At 59.4% G+C, this 20518-nt stretch carries 14 protein-coding genes and 1 tRNA gene; 7 read left to right on the top strand and 8 right to left on the bottom strand.

Translation table 11 applies throughout. The features are described 5' to 3' along the window. Positions 1-35: 35 nt before the first annotated feature. Positions 36-1385, bottom strand: a complete 1350-nt coding sequence (gene tig / locus Q1B40_RS23035; protein ID WP_299820253.1) for a trigger factor — start codon at positions 1383-1385, stop codon at positions 36-38. 315 nt (positions 1386-1700) lie between these two features. Here tig and Q1B40_RS23030 point away from each other — a divergent pair, with 315 nt between their 5' ends. Then, entirely contained in the window at positions 1701-2342 is a 642-nt protein-coding gene (locus Q1B40_RS23030) for a DUF4145 domain-containing protein (protein ID WP_299820250.1), read from the top strand. 36 nt (positions 2343-2378) lie between these two features. On the opposite strand, the gene Q1B40_RS23025 is transcribed toward Q1B40_RS23030, so the two are convergent. Both Q1B40_RS23025 and Q1B40_RS23020 read right to left on the bottom strand, forming a co-directional pair. Continuing rightward, positions 2379-2463 (bottom strand) — tRNA-Leu (locus tag Q1B40_RS23025). An 89-nt stretch (positions 2464-2552) separates the two neighbouring features. Then, positions 2553-4100 (bottom strand): NAD(P)H-hydrate dehydratase, encoded by a 1548-nt coding sequence (locus Q1B40_RS23020; RefSeq protein WP_299820247.1) that lies wholly within the window; start codon positions 4098-4100, stop codon positions 2553-2555. 466 nt (positions 4101-4566) lie between these two features. Here Q1B40_RS23020 and Q1B40_RS23015 point away from each other — a divergent pair, with 466 nt between their 5' ends. Further along, the gene (locus tag Q1B40_RS23015; RefSeq protein ID WP_006934743.1) at positions 4567-4905 is read left to right on the top strand and encodes a P-II family nitrogen regulator; all 339 of its coding nucleotides are present in this window, start codon (positions 4567-4569) and stop codon (positions 4903-4905) included. 127 nt (positions 4906-5032) lie between these two features. Continuing rightward, positions 5033-6442, top strand: a complete 1410-nt coding sequence (gene glnA, locus Q1B40_RS23010) for a type I glutamate--ammonia ligase (protein WP_299820243.1) — start codon at positions 5033-5035, stop codon at positions 6440-6442. Between the two features lie 181 nt (positions 6443-6623). Here glnA and Q1B40_RS23005 read toward each other — a convergent pair whose 3' ends face one another. Further along, the gene (locus tag Q1B40_RS23005; protein WP_299820240.1) at positions 6624-6896 is read right to left on the bottom strand and encodes a tyrosyl-tRNA synthetase; all 273 of its coding nucleotides are present in this window, start codon (positions 6894-6896) and stop codon (positions 6624-6626) included. A 341-nt stretch (positions 6897-7237) separates the two neighbouring features. Here Q1B40_RS23005 and tyrS point away from each other — a divergent pair, with 341 nt between their 5' ends. Then, entirely contained in the window at positions 7238-8491 is a 1254-nt protein-coding gene (gene tyrS / locus Q1B40_RS23000) for a tyrosine--tRNA ligase (protein WP_299820237.1), read from the top strand. A gap of 69 nt (positions 8492-8560) precedes the next feature. On the opposite strand, the gene Q1B40_RS22995 is transcribed toward tyrS, so the two are convergent. Next, a complete protein-coding gene (locus Q1B40_RS22995; RefSeq protein ID WP_299820234.1) occupies positions 8561-11788 on the bottom strand; it encodes an AsmA-like C-terminal domain-containing protein in 3228 nt (1075 codons plus the stop codon). A gap of 274 nt (positions 11789-12062) precedes the next feature. Between Q1B40_RS22995 and bcp the strand changes: the two genes are divergently transcribed. The 3 genes from bcp to Q1B40_RS22980 all read left to right on the top strand — a co-directional run bounded on the left by bcp (position 12063) and on the right by Q1B40_RS22980 (position 14826). Next, a complete protein-coding gene (gene bcp / locus Q1B40_RS22990; protein WP_299820231.1) occupies positions 12063-12530 on the top strand; it encodes a thioredoxin-dependent thiol peroxidase in 468 nt (155 codons plus the stop codon). Then, a complete protein-coding gene (locus Q1B40_RS22985; protein WP_299820228.1) occupies positions 12527-13384 on the top strand; it encodes a ferritin-like domain-containing protein in 858 nt (285 codons plus the stop codon). The genes bcp and Q1B40_RS22985 overlap by 4 nt, the downstream gene beginning before the upstream one ends. Positions 13385-13473: 89 nt before the next feature. Beyond that, complete coding sequence (locus tag Q1B40_RS22980; protein ID WP_299820225.1) at positions 13474-14826, top strand: M23 family metallopeptidase; 1353 nt, start codon at positions 13474-13476, stop codon at positions 14824-14826. A gap of 56 nt (positions 14827-14882) precedes the next feature. Here Q1B40_RS22980 and prfB read toward each other — a convergent pair. The 3 genes from prfB to Q1B40_RS22965 form a co-directional block, all read right to left on the bottom strand. Continuing rightward, positions 14883-16014, bottom strand: a protein-coding gene (gene prfB, locus Q1B40_RS22975) for a peptide chain release factor 2 (protein ID WP_299820222.1) whose coding sequence is annotated in 2 segments (ribosomal slippage) — positions 14883-15944 and positions 15946-16014 — 1131 coding nt in all. Because the reading frame shifts where the segments join, the coding sequence is not laid out codon by codon here. 199 nt (positions 16015-16213) lie between these two features. After that, positions 16214-18685, bottom strand: a complete 2472-nt coding sequence (locus Q1B40_RS22970) for a penicillin-binding protein 1A (RefSeq protein WP_299820294.1) — start codon at positions 18683-18685, stop codon at positions 16214-16216. A 191-nt stretch (positions 18686-18876) separates the two neighbouring features. Further along, positions 18877-20154 (bottom strand): N-acetylmuramoyl-L-alanine amidase, encoded by a 1278-nt coding sequence (locus Q1B40_RS22965; RefSeq protein WP_299820219.1) that lies wholly within the window; start codon positions 20152-20154, stop codon positions 18877-18879. Positions 20155-20518: the final 364 nt, after the last annotated feature.

Raw genomic sequence — 20518 nt, 5'->3', positions numbered from 1 at the left:
ACCGCCGCCGCATCTGGGGATTAGTGGGAACAAGCTCAGGCTTCTTCCTCTTCCTCCGCGACCAGTTTCTCCAGCTCTTCCTTGGTCACCGTCTTGTCGGTCACCTTGGCGAGTTCAAGCATGAAGTCGACGACTTTTTCCTCGTAGATCGGGGCGCGCAGGCTTGCCAGCGCCTGCTGGTTGTTCTTGTAGAACTCGAACACCTGCTGCTCCTGGCCCGGGAACTGACGGACCCGGTCGTAAAGCGCGCGCTGCAGTTCCTCGTCGGTGACCTGAATGTTGTTCGTCTCACCGATTTCGGAAAGGACCAGGCCGAGACGCACACGGCGTTCGGCGATCTTGCGATATTCCGCCCGTGCCTCTTCTTCCGTCGTGTCTTCGTCCTCGAAGGTCTTCTCGTTACGCTTCATGTCCTCTTCGACCTGGTTCCAGACCACGTCGAATTCGGAATTCAGAAGCTTTTCCGGAAGATCGAAGGAGTAATGCTCGTCCAGCTTGTCTAGAAGCTGGCGCTTGACGCGCTGGCGGGTCATCTGGCCGAACTGGCCTTCGATCTGGCCGCGGACGATTTCCTTCAGCTTGTCGAGCGATTCAAGGCCGAGACCTTTAGCGAACTCGTCATCGAGCGTGACTTCACCCGGGACAGCAACTTCCTTGACAACAACGTCGAAGGTCGCCGCCTTGCCGGCGAGGTGTTCTGCCGGATACTCATCGGGGAAAGAAACTTCCACGACCTTCTCGTCACCGGCCTTCAGACCGATCAGCTGCTCTTCAAAGCCCGGAATGAACTGACCGGAGCCCAGAACCAGCATGCCGTTTTCGTCGGCACCGCCCTCGAAGGGCTCACCGTCGATCTTGCCGAGATAGGACATGGTGACACGGTCGCCGTTTTCGGCGGCTCCGTCCTTGGCTTCGAACGGCGTGTTGTTCTTGGCGATATCGGCGACCTGGGTGTCGACTTCCTCGTCGGCGATTTCGACGACCGGGCGCTCGATTTCGATACCGGAGAAATCGACGATCTCGAAGGACGGCAGAACATCGTAGGTCATCTTGAAGGACAGATCGGCATCGCCCGCCAGGATCTTTTCCGCGTCTTCGTCAGGCAGATCGATTTCCGGGGTCAGAGCCGGGCGCTCGGAGCGCTCCTCGACGGCCTTCTGGGTGGTTTCCTGGATGGTGTTCGACAGGATTTCCGCCATCGCCTGACGGCCATACATCCTTTTCAGGTGCGCGAGCGGCACCTTGCCCGGGCGGAAGCCCTTGATGTTGGCTTTGGACTTCATGTCGTCCATGTATTCATCGAGCTTGGCGGCGAGATCGCCGGCCGGAATGTCGATCTTGAGCTCTCGCTTCAGGCCCTCGGCGAGGGTTTCGGTTACCTGCATGGGTTTTGTCGTCCTCGATCCTGAGCGGCAGTCCGCTCCGGAGGTTTTGTTTTTAAAATTCCGTGTGCCGCATTGCCTGCACTCCCCTTTTCCCGGAAGCGTTCGAATGGCAATGCATCGCCGCAGACAAAGCCCGAGACGCACGATGCAAGCGCGATAAAGGTTGGGGTGGAAAGTGTCAAGGGGAGAGCGGGGGTTTGGGAGCGAAAGTGAGCTCGCGATTACAATAGCGCAGACAATTCGGACCGACTAATGCATAATATTTCTTTGGAATGAACTAATGCAAAAATTTTAAGCCCTAATTTGGGGAAATGAATGGCGATCTTCACAACAAATTGCCCACACTGCAGCGCACAAAGCATCTCTCTCACTGTGCATTACGCGACAGAAACGAATAGGCGTAAAAAGTATCTATTTTGCTTTTGTCCCCGCTGCTTCAATCCGGTTACAATTGAATTATCTTCCGGACTTGAAATAGCAGAATTTAAACATGATCGGAATGTAGACATATCACAATACAGTCAAACTATTATATTAAATATAATACCGCAACCAGTTGAGTATTGCGCTCCAGACTACACGCCTGAACCAGCCGCCTCCGATTATATAGAAGGAGAGGAATTGAAGGCCCAAAGGCGCTGGCGAGCTGCAGGTTTTAGTTATCGCATTGCACTGGAAAACGCGCTTAAGGCCTTTGATCCAGATGGTTCTGGAAAATTAGTAGGGAGAATAAATCGTTTGCGCGACACAGGCCAAATACCTTCAAGTCTCGCAAGTTTTGCACATGAAGTGCGATTAATTGGAAACGACGCAGCGCACGAATCTGAAAGACCAACAGAAAAAGACATTCATGAAATTTCGGCATTATGCGAATTGGTCTTACAGTATCTCTTCACACTTCCGGGAATTCTAAAAGAAAGAATGAACAAAGCTGAACAAACTGAAATTGACCAATAGCCGCATTGAAGTAAAAGTAATAAATAAGCTAGTAAATGGTACGGATGAAGGGACTTGAACCCCCACGCCTTGCGGCACCAGAACCTAAATCTGGCGTGTCTACCAATTCCACCACATCCGCATCGCCCGGGGGTTTTGAGCCCCCTGTCTGAAGCGGGGCCTCTATAGCATTGCTGGTTTTTCCGTCAAAGCAAAAAGCTCAAGCCGCATTCAGCTCCCGGCCGGTTTGTCCACAAGTGCACGGATTGCGGTTTTGATGGCGGGAGCCAGATCCTCGGCAATGAGCCCAGGACCGGCCTCCCGTCCCGCTTCGCCATGCAGCCAGACCGCCTGGCAGGCTGCCTCGAAACCCGGCACACCCTGTGCAAGCAGCCCGGCGCAGATCCCTGCGAGAACATCGCCGGACCCCGCTGTCGCCAGAAACGGCGGCGCGTTGTCGTTGATTGCGGCCCGACCGTCGGGCGCGGCAACCACCGTATCCGAACCTTTTAGAAGAACAATGGCGCCGGAGCGTTCCGCCGCCCGGCGCGCGCGGGCAAGTTTGTCGCCTTCAATGTCCGGAAACAGCCGGGCGAATTCGCCGTCGTGCGGGGTCAGCAGAACCGGCACCGCAGTCTCCCTTATCAGGGCGAACAGCTCATCAGCATGATCTGAAAAGCTCGTCAGCGCGTCGGCATCCAGCACACTTGCCCGCTTCTGCATCAAAATCTCGGCAACCGCGGCCCGGGTCGTCTCACCGACGCCATAGCCCGGCCCGATCAGCACGGCGCTGAACCGCCGGTCGGCAAGAAGCTCTTCAACCCCTTCCGGTCCCGAGACCTTTTTAAGCATCACCGCCGTCAGGTGGCAGGCATTGACCATCATCGCGTCCGGCGGCGAAGCCAGGGTTACCAGCCCTGCCCCGGCCCTCAGGGCCGCGCCTGCCGATAGCCGCGCCGCGCCCGTTGTCGACATCGGCCCGCCGAACACAACCGCATGGCCCTTTGTATATTTGTGACCGAGCGGATCGGGCCGCGGCCAGTCACTCAGCCAGAGCTCCGGTCCGTTGTGAAAGGTCGCCGGCGTGATCCGGTCCAGAACATCCGCCTTTATGCCTATATCGGCGACCGTGACCGGGCCGCACAGGGTCCGGCCGGGATTGAGAAGATGTCCGGGCTTGCGGCGGAAAAAGGTAACTGTTGCATCAGCAGCAATAGCCGCGCCCAGATCCTCGCCGGTCGCACCATTCACTCCTGACGGCAGATCGACGGCAAGCACCGGGCGGCCGGACCGGTTTACGGCCTCAGTAAGGGCCAGAGCCAGGCCGGCAAGCGGCCGGTCGAGCCCGGCGCCGAACAGCGCGTCGATGATCAGGTCCGCGCACTCAAGCTCCTCGGTGAGCGCAACGGAAATCGGCTCGCCATCGGCAACCACCGAGCACACAAGCCCCTTTTGCGCGCTCATGCGCGTGAAAGCCTCGAGGGCATCTCCCTTGAGTGTTTCGGAAGCCTTGAGAAGATGGACACGGACCGCATGGCCTGCCGCAGCAAGACAACGCGCGGCGATGAACCCATCGCCTCCATTGTTGCCGGGACCACACAGGATGGAGATCCGCGCGGCGGCAGGAACCATTTTTGCGGCAACCCTTGCCACCGCCTGCCCGGCTTGTTCCATAAGCACGATACCCGGCATGCCACCTTCTATGGTCAGCCGGTCCGCCTGCCCCATTTCTGCAGGCGTCAGCAGAACCGGAGTGGAAAATTCAATGTCCGGTTTCATCTCAAAAGGCCTCCAGATACCCGCTTGGCAACCTGCACAGCTTCGCCGTTGTTGTCGAGTTTTTGGAGCGACATAGGGCCACCCTCGTCAGCATTGTCTAATTTTTAGGCTATTTGCATATTGTTTAATCATCAGATCAGTGCTTCAAACGAAACAGCTCGGATGAACAGGTTGGTTTTGCCGCTTTTAGTGGCGGAAATCTCCACTCTGAGAAATTATGTGGGAGGTTGCACCGGATTGGCACGTATCGTGCTTTATAGCCAGCAACGGCCCCTACGGGCCCTTTCGGAGCATCCCGCGTCCTGCCGGATTCGGACCAGATGCTCCGGTACTTCAGATCGATCAGCTCGCATTCATATGAGACCATATGGTTGCGGGACGATTCAGGGTCTGCCTGACCCCAAGCCTTCCGAAAGAAGGTCCGCCGATTAATTCCGGCCTGACATGTGGAGAGAGACAAAAGGTGATGAAAAAGATCGAGGCGATCATCAAGCCCTTCAAACTGGACGAGGTCAAAGAAGCTCTGCAGGAGGTCGGCCTCCAAGGCATCACCGTTACGGAAGCCAAGGGCTTTGGCCGACAGAAGGGACATACGGAGCTTTATCGCGGCGCCGAATATGTCGTCGACTTTCTGCCGAAGGTGAAGGTCGAAATCGTTCTTGGCGACGACATGGTCGAAAAAGCCGTTGACGCGATCCGTTCCGCAGCGCAAACCGGCCGCATTGGCGACGGTAAGATCTTTGTTTCCAATATTGAAGAAGCTGTACGCATCCGGACAGGCGAATCCGGCATCGACGCTATCTGATCCAACCGTTCCCGGCATCCGCCGGTGATCCCAATTCCGGTCTTGAGTAACGGGCCAACATTGAAAACCCGAGCCGGGCCGGAACCAAACCCAACCGTTCACATGATAAATCAAAGGGATGGACACTATGACCACTGCCGCTGAAGTCCTGAAGGAGATTCAGGACAAGGACGTGAAATTCGTCGACCTGCGCTTCACCGATCCGAAAGGCAAAATGCAGCACGTCACCATGGACGTTGCTCTCGTTGACGAAGACATGTTCGCTGAAGGCGTTGCCTTCGACGGCTCGTCCATCGCCGGCTGGAAGGCCATCAACGAGTCCGACATGATGCTGATCCTCGATCCGGAATCCGCGCATATCGATCCGTTCTTCGCCCAGTCCACACTGGCGATCTTCTGCGACATCGTCGACCCGATCACCGGTGAAGGCTACAACCGCGACCCGCGCATGACTGCCAAGAAGGCAGAAGCCTACGTGAAATCCGGCGGTTTCGGCGACACCATCTTCGTCGGTCCGGAAGCTGAATTCTTCATGTTCGACGATGTCCGCTTCACCGCGGATCCGTACAACACGGGCTTCGTCCTCGATGGCGCCGAACTGCCTTCGAACATGGGCTCCGAGTACGAAACCGGCAACCTCGGCCACCGTCCGCGCACGAAGGGCGGCTACTTCCCGGTTCCGCCGATCGACAGCGCCCAGGACATCCGCTCCGAAATGCTGTCCGTCATGGGCGAAATGGGCGTTCCGACCGAAAAGCACCACCACGAAGTGGCGGCTGCCCAGCACGAACTCGGCATGAAATTCGACCACCTGACCCGCTGCGCCGACAACATGCAGGTCTACAAATACGTCGTGCATCAGGTTGCCCATGCCTATGGCAAGACCGCGACCTTCATGCCCAAGCCGGTTTTCGGCGACAACGGCACCGGCATGCACTGCCACCTGTCCATCTGGAACAAGGGCGAACCGACTTTCGCCGGCAACCAGTATGCCGATCTCTCCGAGACCTGCCTGTACTTCATCGGCGGCATCCTGAAGCATGCGAAGGCATTGAACGCTTTCACCAACCCGTCGACCAACTCCTACAAGCGTCTGGTCCCGGGTTATGAAGCACCGGTTCTGCTGGCCTACTCCTCGCGCAACCGTTCCGCTTCCTGCCGTATTCCGTTCACGGCGTCTCCGAAGTCGAAACGCGTCGAAGTCCGCTTCCCGGATCCGACCGCGAACCCGTACCTGTGCTTCTCCGCTCTGCTGATGGCCGGCCTTGACGGCATCAAGAACAAGCTGCACCCGGGCGATGCCATGGACAAGAACCTCTACGACCTGCCGCCGGAAGAACTCTCCGAGATCCCGACGGTTTGCGGTTCGCTCCGTGAAGCCCTGGAAGCTGTCGATGAGGACCGCGAGTTCCTCAAGGCCGGTGGCGTGTTCGACGACGACCAGATCGATGCCTACATCGAACTGAAGATGGAAGAAGTCGAGCGTTACGAAATGACGCCGCATCCGGTCGAATTCGACATGTACTACTCCGTCTAAGAGCTTCCGCTCTTTCGGATAAGGAAAACCCCGGTCGTCAGGCCGGGGTTTTTTGTTGGGTTGCCGTTCGCTTGTCCGTCGTCTTGCCGTTACGGCTCACAGGAAAAAGCTGAGGATGCGCGAGCCCAAAACGAAAAAGCCTCCCGAAGGAGGCCATTCGTTCGCGTGATGTGGACTGCACTCAGTAGCAGACCTGACGATACCCGACGACGACATACTGGCGATAGTACGGGTTCCAGCGGCGGACCGGCTGGTTGTGGCAACGCACCGGTGCATGGTAGCGCGGCTGAGCCTGCGAGGCGATGATCGCTCCGGCGGCAAGGCCGATGATTGCGCCTGCGGCGATAGCGCCGCCGCGGCGGTTCCCGGCCTGGGCTTCATTCGACGTCATGGTGACTGCAGCGGTTGCAACCGTGGCAACGGTTACGGCGGCGATGGCAAACTTGCGAAACATGTCATTTCCTCTCATCTGATCTTCAGCGGCATTGAACTGGCCGATGAAAAGACCCTAGTCCTCGCCGAGACTTTTCTCTGTGACAGGTGTCACGCTCTGTCCCTTTGGAAAAAACGTGAGAAAAAAGCCTTCAGGGCAGCGGAAATCTCACCTGTCCGGACGGAGGTGCCAGTCAGGCCGGCAGCCGGCATGTGCATCCCGGCTTTCCGATCCGCAGCAACAGGATCCCGGCGTCCTTCAGGTTTTCCGGCTACCGCGATTTACAACGCCCGCCGCACGCGCTAGAGCACGTCCGAAGCGCCAAGAGGCGATCCACGGGAAAAAATCACGGACAGGCAGGCATGAGCGAGTTCAAATCGGACTTTCTGAACGTTCTTTCGGAGCGCGGTTTCATTCATCAGATTTCCGACCCGGCCGGGCTGGACGCGCTTTGCCAGAAGGAAACAGTCACCGCCTACATCGGTTTCGACTGCACGGCGCCGAGCCTTCATGCCGGTTCCCTCGTCCCGATCATGATGCTGCACTGGCTGCAGAAAACCGGCCATCGCCCGATTGCCCTGATGGGCGGCGGGACGACACGCGTCGGCGATCCGTCCGGCAAGGACGAAAGCCGCAAGATCCTCACCGAAGAGATCATCGAGCAGAACAAGGCCGGCATCAGGAAGGTGTTTGAAAAGCTCCTCACCTTCGGCGACGGGCAGACCGACGCCATCATGCTGGATAATGCGGACTGGCTGCTGAAGCTCAACTACGTGGACTTCCTGCGCGACATCGGCCGGCATTTTTCCGTCAACCAGATGATCCAGCGCGATTCCGTCCGTCTGCGCCTGGAGCGCGAGCAGCATCTGTCCTTCCTGGAATTCAACTACATGCTGCTCCAGGGCTACGATTTTCTCGAACTCTACCGGCGCACCGGCTGCCGCCTGCAGATGGGCGGGTCCGACCAGTGGGGCAATATCCTGTCCGGGACGGATCTCGTCCGCCGCATGGAAGACAAAGAAGCCTTCGCCCTCACCTCGCCGCTCCTGACCACATCGTCCGGCGCCAAGATGGGCAAGACCGCCGCCGGCGCCGTCTGGCTCAACGAGGAGCAGCTTTCCGCATATGACTACTGGCAGTACTGGCGCAACACCGAAGACGCGGATGTGGAGCGTTTCCTGAAGCTCTTCACCATTCTGCCGATGGACGAAATCGCCCGCCTTGCAGCCCTTGAGGGCGCGGAAGTCAACGACGCCAAGAAGGTGCTCGCGACCGAAGCAACGGCGCTGATCCATGGCCGTGAAAAAGCAGAAGCTGCCGCGGAAACCGCCCGTCAGGCCTTCGAGGAAGGCCAGTCCGCCGAAGGTCTGCCGACGGTGGAAATCGCCGGGTCGGAGCTTGAAGCGGGCCTGGGCGTTCTGTCCGCATTCGTGACCGCCGGTCTTTGCGCCTCCAACGGGGACGTCCGCCGGAACATCAAGGGCGGAGCTGTGCGGATCAACGACCGCAGTGAGCAGGACCACAACCGCCAGCTCTCGCTCGCCGACGTGACCCAGGATGGCGTCATCAAGCTGTCGCTCGGCAAGAAGAAACACGTGTTGCTGAAGCCGGTCTGAAAAGACTGGAGGAAAGGCCGCCCCTGACACACGGGCGGCGATCTCCGGCAGCCAATGCCAATTGTCAGGTCAGTTCGACTGGAATTCGAACATCTTGCGGAAGATGCCGGGTGCTATCGCGGAAATCGGATTGACCGAAAGAACCGGTTCGGAAAGTGAGCCCGACAGCCGGTAGGTGACGCCGATCAGCCCTTCTCCCGAACCGCCGCCAAGCGCGAAACCGAGCAGCGGGATCTTGGCGAAGAAATTGTTGAGTGCATAGATCGGCACGAAGGTGCCCGTGAGGTTCAGGGTCTGCTGGGCCAGATTCACGGTTCCGCTGACGGTCCCCCCCAGCGCATTGCCCTGCAGTGCCCCGCGGCTGATACTCAGCATGTCGGCTTCGCGCGTGAAATTGATGTCGAGCGTGTCGAAGCTTGCGGAGCCCTTGTTCTGAACCACCCCCGTCGGACCGTCGGTGCCGTTGTTGCGTCTGCTGATCAGGTCCCGCTCGCGAATGCTCTGGATTGCCGGGTCTTCGGTGATGCGCAGGGAGGTCACGTTGAAGTCCCCTACCCAGCTGTCCTCATCGGCCATGACGACATTCAGCACACCCGTCCCACCGCGCATGCGCTCGTAGACATCCAGGAACCTGAGCGTCGCACCGGTATTCGCGAACCGGCCATTGGCAAGCTGCGATCCCTCGTTGTCGTTCACGGTGAATTCGAAATCGGAACGGCCGTTGACCAGACCGCGCAGGTCAGCCGAGACGAGCCCCTTTGTTCCCGTGTCGATCTTGCCGGAGAACCTTTCGATAGTCTGCTTGTTGAAGCCCGTCACCCTGTCGATCGTTGCGGCGATTCTGGCCCCGCTTGAAAAGTCGCCGGCTCCCTTGCTGCCGCCCGGGCTTCGAATACTCTGAATCAGCCCTCTGCCGTCGAAGGAAGCGCCGGCGAAGATGATGTCGTAACGCCCGTCCGACGCCCGCTGGATGTCGACCTCGATATCATCGCCGGGCCGCAGCCTGAAGGTTCCGAAGGACGCCTGACTCAACTCGCCGTCGTTGGTCAGCCGCATCGCGCCGCTGATGTTGACGCCTTCCGAAACAAGTTTGAAATTCTGGATGCGGCGTTCTTCGGCGGTCTCGGTCATCCTGAAGGACGCCGTTGCCGGCACGCCCTTGGCCTTGCGCCAGCCGAGCGCCGTCAGCCGCACGTCTGTCTGCTTCAGGTCGATGACAAAATCCTGCCCCTCGCCCGCTTTGGTCACGCTGAGCGTCATGCCGCCGTCGAGGAACGCGGTCAGATCGATGCCCTTGTCCTTGAGCTGTTTGGCGGTTACCGACACGACGACATCCTGTCTGGCGGCAATGCCGGAATCGCCCAGCGGGACGAGCAGATCGATATCCGCCTTGAACCCGTCAAGAACGCCCTTGCCGGAGATAGCGACCTGGTCCTCGTCCGCTTCCAGCGAAACATCGGCATTGGCAACCGTGTGCCCCATGATCGGATGAGGGTCTGTAAAGTTCTTGAAAACTCCGCTTGCGCTCCAGTCCACATCGGCCAGGTCCACCTGGCTTTGCAGCGGAAATGTCGCTTCGACAGTCATCTGGCCGGTGCCGGTGACACCATCGTTCCTGATGTCGGCCCGCTCCAGTATCCGGAACGGCGCGCTGTCCACCATCGCGCCCAGGTCTTCGACCTCGCCTTCCATCAGCGCGGTAACGCGTGCGGTCTTGCCATCCCGCTGGGTCAGATTGTATATTTCGAAAGTACCTGACGGCAGGACAACCGTTCCATCCTTCGCGGACACCGCCGATCCGTCCGTCGCGGCAACGCTCAGTATTTCGTCCTTTATGGTCAACGTGCCCTGCAGACCGCTGATTTCGGGAACGTCGCCCACCGGCGTGACGGCACCACCGGAAAACGTCATGTCGACACGCATTCCATCTCCGGACCAGCCCGGGTCCGGATCGCGGGGATCGAAGGCGGCCGGACGCAGAGCGCCGGTATAGGAAACGCTGTCGATCAGCCCGTCCTTGATCCGATCGACCACCCAGCGGCGTGCCGGCGGAACCAGCGTGATTGGCCAGACCTGTTTCGCCAGGGCTACGGGTATCTTCTCGCCATTGGCCGCAAGCGCCAGATAGGGCCCTTCAGCGGTCAGTTGAAGCATTGCCACACCGTGAACCACCGCTTTCCCGGAGCGGGCCGTGAACCGATCGATGCTCAAAAGCCGTTCCTGCGGATCGAAGCGACCGCGCAGCTGCATGCCGTCCAGCATGTTCGGCTCTTCGGCCACATCCGCCGGGCCGAACTGGGGATATTTGCTGTCCAGACTGACACCCCATTCAGGTGTTCCGTCTATGCCGGGCGTAAGAGAGCCAGTAAAGAAAAGCCGTGTGTTGCCTCGGATCACATGCGACGTCGTGATGTCGATTGCCTGCTGCCCGGCCGTGAACAACAGCGACAAAGCCGCATCGTCAAAGGCCACAAGGGTCTTGCCGAGCTGGAACCAGCCATTGCGCACACGGGCAACGGCGTTTGCCGAGACAAACTTCCCCTGCTTGTCCAGACTGGCTTCCATTTTCGCGGAAGCCGGCAGACGCAGGCCTTTCCCGTGTTTTGACCCTGCTTCCGGGCCGAGCAGCTCGGCCAGCGTAATGCCGTTGACCACGACACCTATGTTCTTGAAGCCGGCAGTTTCCGGTGCGCTCCGGGCAAGCTCCAGTCGCCAGTTGGATATATTTCCGGATATTTTCGCATAGGCGCGGATCACGCGGTTGCTTCCGCGGAAGATATCCGCGTCGATGTTTTTAAATCGCCGGGAAGCAGGCCCTGCCAGTTCGAATGCGCCGTCCACGATCCGCACAACCTTCAGACCGCGCCGGGCGAACTGATCGTCCACGACGTCGCTGATCCGGTCGACAGCTTCCATCAAGGGCCCCAGTTCCGGCACCTTGGCGGGGCCGCCGCTCAGGGCCAGTTTGACATGGGGCTTTTCAAGAACGAGCGATGAAAAATGGATCCGGCCGGAAAACAGCGCGTCCATATCAATGGGAGCGGTCAGTTTCGGCAGACGAATGCTGACCGGCGACGGTCCGTCGATGTCCGCCTTCGCATCCTCGATGATGATATCCAGGCCGCCCGGCGCGGTAAAATCGAGGCTGGCGCGCACGACCGAAAGCGTCACGGGACCCCGGGTTCCCTGCATTGCAAGAAGGTTGCCCAGAAACGGGATCCGAACCGGACCGGAAGCAAACAGGATCGTCAGCCCCACAAGGGCGCCTATCAGCACGACCGCGATAGAAATGCGCACAAGCAGGCGCCCGGTCTTTCGCGGTGAGGCTGTCTTGGATCCTTTCGGTCTGCCGTTCTTGGGCAAGTAATTCAGTCCATTCTTCCGCCTGAAGGCGCCAGGGGCGGTTCAGTGTGATCCCGGGGACAAAACGCCTGCTAAGCTCCGTGCCGCATTGAACGATTCACGGGACACTCTATGGTACAGCAAATGCAGCAGCAAAAGCGACAGTCGCAACTTGCCTGACTGCCGGTTCCCGGCATTAACCCACAAACTGTGACAGAAGGAAGGCGTAATGGGAGACCTGAACATTGGAGATATGGCACCGGACTTCGATCTTGAAAGCGATGGAGGCGGCCGCGTCAGCCTCAAGGCTTTGAAGGGCAAACCCGTGGTGGTGTATTTCTATCCCAAGGACAACACGCCCGGCTGCACGAAAGAAGCCATTGCCTTTACCGAATTGATGCCGGAATTCGAAAAATCGGGTGTCACGATCATCGGTCTTTCACCGGATTCGGCAAAGAAGCACGACAATTTTGTCGCCAAGCACAATCTGGCGGTCCGCCTGGGCGCCGACACGCAAACCGACACCGCCGAAGCCTATGGCGTGTGGGTCGAAAAATCCATGTACGGCAAAAAATACATGGGCGTCGAGCGGTCCACATTTCTTGTGGATTCGGAGGGAAAGATCGCCGCCATCTGGCGCAAGGTGAAAGTGCCCGGCCATGCACAGGCCGTACTGGAAGCGGTCCAGGCCCTTTGACGTCCCGGACCGGCGGCACAAAGACGCAGTCTTCCGCTGTCCTGCCGACCAGCCTTGTTGCGGGAGCCCGCGCCATCGTGGCCTCTCCGGACACCTCTGAAAAGGTCCGGCTGGCCTACGCGGTGTCGAAAGCATGGTTTCAGCGGGAGCTGGCGCTCGGTTCGCCTACGAAGGACGGCGCCATGCCCGACCGGCCCGGCCGGCCGGACAAGCCGGTTCTGATGGCCCCGCGTGACATGCCGAAACGCAGTTTGACCGGCAAATCCAGCCGTCTGGCCCTGATCCACTCTCTGGCCCATATCGAGCTGAATGCCGTCGATCTTACCTGGGACCTGATCGGACGCTTCGCCCATGTCCGCCTGCCGCGTTCCTATTACGATGACTGGGTCCGGGTCGGCCTGGAAGAAGCCAAGCATTTTTCCATGCTTCAGGACCGGCTCGCCAAGCTTGACGCCGCCTATGGCGACATGCCTGCCCATGACGGCCTGTGGGAGGCAGCCCAGAGCACCGGGAACGACCTGGCCGCACGGCTTGCCATCATCCCCCTCGTACTGGAAGCCCGCGGCCTCGACATCACCCCGCCGATGATCGCAAAGGCGCGCGCTATCGGTGACGAAGACACGGCCCGATGCCTGGACGTGATCTACCGCGATGAAAAGAACCATGTCGCTTTCGGCGCCAAATGGTTCCGCTTCCTGTGCGACCGTCAGGGAATCAGACCCGAACCTGCATTTCACGGATTCGTCCGCAAACATTTCCGCGGAGCGCTCAAACCGCCCTTCAACGACCGCGCCCGTTCGGAAGCCGGGCTAACACCCGGTTTTTACAAGCCTCTCGCGCGCTTGACCGGCTGATTTCAAGGCCGTGAAGACGATTTATTAACCTTACCAAACTCTAATCAGACTCAGTTCTTTTGCAGAATGCAGGCAGTGACTGAGTGAACATGCGACAGCGCCAGAATACAACTCGGCCTTATCAGACCCCCTGGACGGCACAACATCATCCGGTCCCGGAAACAAGCGCCAAGACGACGACCTACAGTGTCCGGCCGCTGCACCTGATCTGCGGCGCTCTGGCCTGCGTCACCGCGACACTGGCCGCTGCCGGAACCATCGGATATTTCCTTCTGCGCCACGACATGATGGTCGAGGCCAGTTCGGAACGCACCGAGCTGGTTCTTGAATACCAGGACCGTATCGACCGGCTGCGGGCAGAGATCGAAATCCTGACCAGCCGCCAGATGGTCGACAGGGAAACCGTTGAAATAAAGGTCATGGATGTCCTGCGCCGTCAGCAGGGTCTCAATCAGCGCCACGCGATTGTTGCCGATCTGGTGGCCCGTGCCGAAAGCAACGGCATCTATCTCAGCAGCGACCAGCCGTTGCCGCCGCAAAAACCGGCCCTGGACTCCGGCAATCTCGCCGCAATCGGAAAAGAAGACAAATCGGCGATCGGTGGTGAAAGCCAGTTGATCGACGAACCGGTCAAGGCCCTCGGCCTTCGGGACGGTTCATCGGAAGCCTTCGATCCGTTGACAATCCTGCAGAAGCCGGTTTCAGACCCGCTTCAATCCCAGTCCAGCGTAAAAAAAAACACTGAGAAACAAGCAGCTCTCGATGCGGTGAGAGCTCACATCTCGGCGATGGATGAAGAAAGCACCGTTGCGGTGGATGCCATCACTATCGCCACCGAAAGCCGCATAGAAGACATTCTCGACATTACCCGCGCCGTGACACCGTCCGTCAATGCGACGCTGCGCAAGAAGACCTCGATCGGCGGTCCCTTTCAGCCGATCACCGAGGAGAACTTTCCGGATCGGCTGCAGCGAGCCAACAAGGCTCTCGATGCCTTGCGCCGGATCAAGTTCACTGCCTTGCGCCTGCCGATAAAGCGACCCGTTCAAAACAGTTCCGTTTCCAGTACCTATGGACCCCGGGTGGACCCGTTCCTCGGCCGCCTGGCGATGCATACCGGCATCGACTTCAAGGCGCCCTATGGCGCCCGCGTCTTCGCAACCGCTCCCGGTACCGTGATTGGCGCGGGGCGTCACGGCGGCTACGGCAAGATGGTCGAAATCCGCCACGCCAACGGCTTTGTTACCCGCTACGCCCATCTGAGCCGGCTTCGGGTTACGGAGGGAGATCACGTGCTCGCGGGCGACCTGATAGGCAATGTCGGCTCCACCGGCCGTTCGACCGGAGCCCACCTGCATTACGAAATCCGCCGCGGCGACAAACCGAGCAACCCGGCGGCATTCCTGTCCGCCGGCGACAAGTTGGCCGCGCTTTCGCTTTGAAGGCCATCTGAAACAAAAAAGGGGGCCGAAGCCCCCTCTTCCCAATTCAGACAAGCCTAGTCGATATCCTCGACTTCGACCGGATCGCCGCCGAAGACCCGCTGCGCGAGCGCGGCTTCCATGAACTTGTCGAGGTCTCCGTCCAGGACGTCGCCGGGAGACGTGCTTTCAACGCCTGTCCTGAGGTCCTTCACAAGCTGATACGGCTGCAGGACGTAGGAACGGATCTGATGCCCCCAGCCGATGTCCGACTTGGACGCAGCCTCGGCGTTTGCCGCCTCTTCCCGCTTCTTAAGTTCCGCCTCATAGAGCCGGGCTTTCAGCATGGACCACGCGGTCGCCCGGTTCTTGTGCTGCGAGCGTTCGGACTGGCACTGAACGACGATACCCGTTGGCTGGTGCGTGATGCGCACGGCCGAATCGGTGGTGTTGACGTGCTGGCCGCCGGCGCCGGATGCGCGGTAGGTATCGATCCGGCAGTCGCTTTCGTTGATGTCGATGTCGATGGTATCGTCGATCACCGGATAGACCCAGGCGCTGGAAAAGCTCGTGTGGCGGCGGGCGTTGCTGTCATAAGGTGAAATCCGCACCAGGCGGTGCACCCCGGACTCGGTCTTCAGCCAGCCGTAGGCGTTCTCGCCCTTGATCAGCAGGGTCGCCGACTTGATGCCTGCTTCCTCACCGTCGTGATATTCCAGCAATTCGACCTTGTAGCCACGCTTTTCCGCCCAGCGACGGTACATGCGCAGCATCATCGACGCCCAGTCCTGGCTCTCTGTGCCACCTGCTCCGGAATTGATTTCCAGATAGGTGTCGTTGGCATCGGCTTCTCCGGAAAGAAGCGACTTGAGCTCCAGTTCGTGAACCTTGTCCTTCAGGCTGCGCAGCGCCTGTTCGGCTTCTTTCACGACGGAGGTGTCATCCTCCATCTCACCGAGTTCGATCAGCTCGATATTGTCGGAGAGATCCTGCTGAAGAGCCGTCACACCGCTGATGCCGTCATCGAGCTGCTGGCGTTCGCGCATCAGCTTCTGGGCCTTGCTGGGTTCGCTCCAGAGTTCCGGATTTTCCGAAAGGGCGTTCAGCTCTTCAAGCCGGACAACAGCCTGATCCCAGTCAAAGATGCCTCCTCAGCAGGCTTATGGCCTGCTTGATTTCGTCGACGATCGCTTCCATTTCGGCGCGCATCGGGTACCTCGCTTGATTGACATGAAGTGGCCCGGCCACCTTCAGGAGACGCCGGGCCTGTATCGGTCTTTAGAGCTTCCCGCATCCCCGTAGATGCCGATGGCTCTTGAATTGGAGCGGGACATTACCCGCACCGCCTGGCGCTGTAAACCACACACAGGCAGGTGGAGGTTCGCTCACCCGCCGAAGGTGGCCGGGGTCAGTAAAGACCGCCCGTCCCGCTGAGAACAGCGCCCGCGGCTTCCGGGGAGACCGCGTGCGGCACACCCATGGTTTCCTGGAATCCGATCACCGAGTAGCTGTCCGGCGGAGCCATCCCGGGCTTGAAGGCCTCAAGAATCGATCCGGGCGTTCCGGCGGCCGTGCGCATACCGGTGCGGCGGTTGATCGGGATAAGCTGCAGCCCCTTGGGCACCCGGAATTCAACCGGCGGCTTGTCCGCCAGTGCCTTCTTGACGAAATCCGTGAAGATGGGTGCCGCGACCTGACCACCAGTCGCACCGCGTCCCATCGGCTTCGGATTGTCGTAACCGACGAAGACGCCGACCGCCAGATCCGGCGTGAAGCCCATGAACCAGGCATCCTTCTCGTCGTTGGTCGTACCGGTCTTGCCGGCGACCGGGCGGCCCACCGCACGGACCGACGTCGCCGTGCCGCGCTGGACGACACCTTCCATCATGGAGGTGATCTGATAGGCGGTCATCGGGTCGAGAACCTGCTCGCGGTCGTCGATCAGGGTCGGCTCTTCCTGGCCTTCCCACACATCCTGGGTACAGCCGTCGCAGATGCGGCTGTCGTGCTTGTAGATGGTGCGGCCATAGCGATCCTGGATCCTGTCGATCAGGGTCGGTCGCACCTTCCTGCCGCCATTGGCGATGGTCGCATAAGCCGTGGTCAGCCGCAGCACCGTGGTTTCCCCGGCGCCGAGCGACATGGACAGGACCGGCAGCATGTTGTCATAGATGCCGAAGCGCTTGGCGTATTCGGCCACCAGTGGCATGCCCATGTCCTGCGCCAGACGTACGGTCATGACGTTTCTGGAAAGCTCGACACCCGTGCGAAGGGTGGCCGGTCCATAGAACTTGCCGCCGTAGTTCTGGGGCCGCCAGGTGCCAAGGCCCGGTCCCTGATTGATCTCCAGCGGAGCATCCATGACAACCGAGGACGGTGTGTAGCCGTTATCCAGGGCGGCAGCATAAAGGAACGGCTTGAAGGACGAGCCGGGCTGACGATAGGCCTGTGTGGCGCGGTTGAACTCGCTCTGGGCGTAGCTGAAACCGCCGACCATGGCCAGAACGCGGCCGGTATAGGGATCCATCGCAACCAGCGCGCCGGAAACTTTCGGGATCTGGCGCAATTCGAACGTGCCGGGAGCCACATCGCTCTCATGGACATAGACAACGTCGCCCGGAGCAAGCACGTCGGAAACCGCGCTAGGCGTCCGGCCCTTGACGCGAGCCCATTTCATGGTCTCCAGGAACAGCGGCCCTGTCTTGCGCTCGTCTGAAAGCTCGCCGCTTACAAGCCTTTCCGGCTGGACGCCGACAAGTGCCTGATCGCTGCCGCTTTCCAGAACTACAGCGAGCTGCCATTCGGGCAGATCGCTCAGGGCTTCGATCTTTGCCAGATCAACGCCCCAGTCGGCGCCCAGGGTGAGCTTCTCCACCGGACCGTTCCAGCTGCCACGCTGATGGTCGAACTTGATCAGCCCGTCCATGAGCGACTTGCGCGCCATCTTCTGAAGTTCCGGGTCAAGCGTCGAGCGGACGGAAAGACCGCCCTGGTAGAGACGCTTGTCGCCGAAGATATCGGCAACCTCGCGGCGGACCTCTTCGGTGAAATATTCGGCTGCAAACAGCTGCGAACCGTGTTCGCGCGGCGTGACGACAATCGACTTTTCCTTGGCTTCGTCGCCTTCTTCGAGACTGATGTAGCCATCGGCGATCATGCGGTCGATCACGTAGTTGCGGCGTGCGATGGCCGCTTCGGTCTTCCTGTAGGGATGATAGTTGCTCGGCCCCTTGGGAAGCGCCGCCAGATAGGCGACTTCATCCAGGGACAATTCGTGCACCGACTTGTCGAAATAGATCAGCGAAGCCGCCGCGACGCCATAGGCACCGAAGCCGAAATAGATCTCGTTCAGATACAGCTCGAGAATTTCGTCCTTCGTGTAGGCCTGCTCGATTCTCAACGAGAGAACCGCTTCCTTGACCTTGCGCTCATAGGCTGCCGATCGGCGCTGCTTTTCCTCACTGACCAGATCCGACAGAAGGAAGTTCTTGGCCACCTGCTGGGTGATCGTGGACGCGCCCTCGGGCCGCCTGCCGGAACCATAATTCTGGATGAAGCGGACCGCCGCACGGGCGATGCCTTCAGGGTCGACGCCGATATGGGTGTAGAAATTCTTGTCTTCTGCCGCGATAAAGGCCTGCTTCACCTTGTCCGGAATGGCCTGGATCGGCAGAAACATGCGCCGCTCGGTGGCATATTCAGCCATCAGGCTGCCATCGGCCGCATGAACACGGGTCATGACGGGCGGCTCGTAATTCTGCAAGGCGGTAAAATCGGGCAGCCCCTCCGTAAGATGCTGCAGATACATCCACACGCCAGCCGCCACCAGCAGTCCGAGGACAGCGCCGATGCCGAACAGATAACCGAAAAACTTCACCAAAAATTTCATACCGCGGGCTCGTCTTTCCCCGTCTTCAAGCGCGTAGAGCTTTTTAACATGGATACATTAATTCGGCACTAGAGTGCTTTGACACCGTCCGAAACATTTAGCAGCCTTCCTCGTGCACCAATATGGCGATGCTGAGGCAATTGTCGGTCACGTCCCTCGATTTGCATGGCGACACAAGGATTTTACTGAGATGCGGTTTCCTGCTGGCGCGCCAGCCGGGGCCGGAAAAAACCGTGCACAGCTTCGGTAATCGCACCGGCCATGCGTTCGCGCCACTCGTCGGAGATCAGGAGCTTCTCGTCATGCTCGTTCGAAAGGTAGCCGAGTTCGACGAGGACGGAAGGCACATCATGCGCCTTCAGAACCCGGAAACCCGCAGATCTGTGCGGATTATTGATGAGGCGGACGGCGCTTTTCAGCTCGCTCACGAGCGTCCTTGCAAAGTACACCGAAAAGGAGCGGGTTTCCCGGCGTGCCAGATCGATGAGTATGTCCGTCACTTCGCCCGGCCCCGTTTCGATATCCACGCCGGCGACCACGTCAGACATGTTTTCCGTCTCGGCGATTTCCGCTGACAGCTGATCGGACGCCTTGTCCGACAGGGTGTAGACCGTCGAACCGCGAGCCAGTTTCTGCCCTCGTCGCACCGAATCGGCGTGGATGGAGATGAACAGATCGGCCGCCAACTCATGACCGATCTCGACCCTGCGCCCGAGCGAAATGAACGTGTCGTCCTCTCGCGTCATATGCACATCGTAGAGGCCGCTGGCCTCCAGCTTTGCCTTCAGGAGCGACGCAAATTCCAGAACGATGGCCTTTTCCAGGGTTCCCGCAGCGCTCGTGGCACCGCTGTCGATCCCGCCATGGCCGGGATCGAGGACGATAAGCGGCTTGTGACCGTTTTTCTGCGCGGTCAGCTTGTCGCTCTTGGACGCGGCCTTTTCGCTGTCCACCGGGCGCGCGGAACGAGATGTTTCGACAAACGCGGCGAAGTCCTGCGGCGAAGAGCGCACCAGATCCATCACAAGCCGCGCGGGCTGGTCGTCGACGGCAGGCAGAAAGAAGGTCTTGTCGACGCTGACCGGTCCGCTCAGGTCCATCACGATACGCGATTTTCCAAGGGCGAACAGTCCGAAACGCCAGTCGCTGATAAGGCCCCGTCCGGTTTCACCCACATCCTGTGGGATTGAAAAGGACACTTCCGGCAGATCGAGAATGAGCCGGTAGGGATTAGCCAGGCCCGAAATGACGGGCGTGACCTGTGTATCCATGTCGAGAACGAATCGGGTGCGGTCTTCATCGCCGGCAACTCTGGCTCCGGTCACGACGGGTTTCACAGTTTCGGCCAGAACGGCACCGCTGTGAACAGTGAACGCGAGCGTAAAGAATGCCAAAAGCATGGCTGTCAGCGCGGCGAACCTGCGAATGCCGTCAAACACCCCGCCAACCTGCGGTTTCATTCCGATTTTCAATTCCATCATACCGGCCATGTTGCCCGAAAACCGTCCACGTCGAGGCTCTTGCGCTCCGTCATACGCCATCTGCACAACGAGGAAAATGGTTCCCCTATGTCACACTGCTTGCAATGCGGAGCCTTGGATCGTAAAAGTACCTTACGGATTTAGGTTCGAATCCGATACCTTCCCAGGTGACGAAATGGGATGTCTATCCACAACGTCATCGTAATCCAAGGCCTTTAAGCGACAGAACAGAGGCCGTTCTGCCGGTTTTCCAAGTGTCTGGAGTGCAGTGGACAGGGTATCGGCCTCTCTTCGATATCGCTCCGCCTCGTAGCATCATGCCTGTTTCCTTATGGCTGATCCC

Source organism: uncultured Roseibium sp. (assembly GCF_947496995.1).
Taxonomy (GTDB): Bacteria; Pseudomonadota; Alphaproteobacteria; order Rhizobiales; family Stappiaceae; genus Roseibium.
Note: the sequence above shows the minus strand (reverse complement) of the source record. Positions and strands in the feature narration are given on the sequence as shown.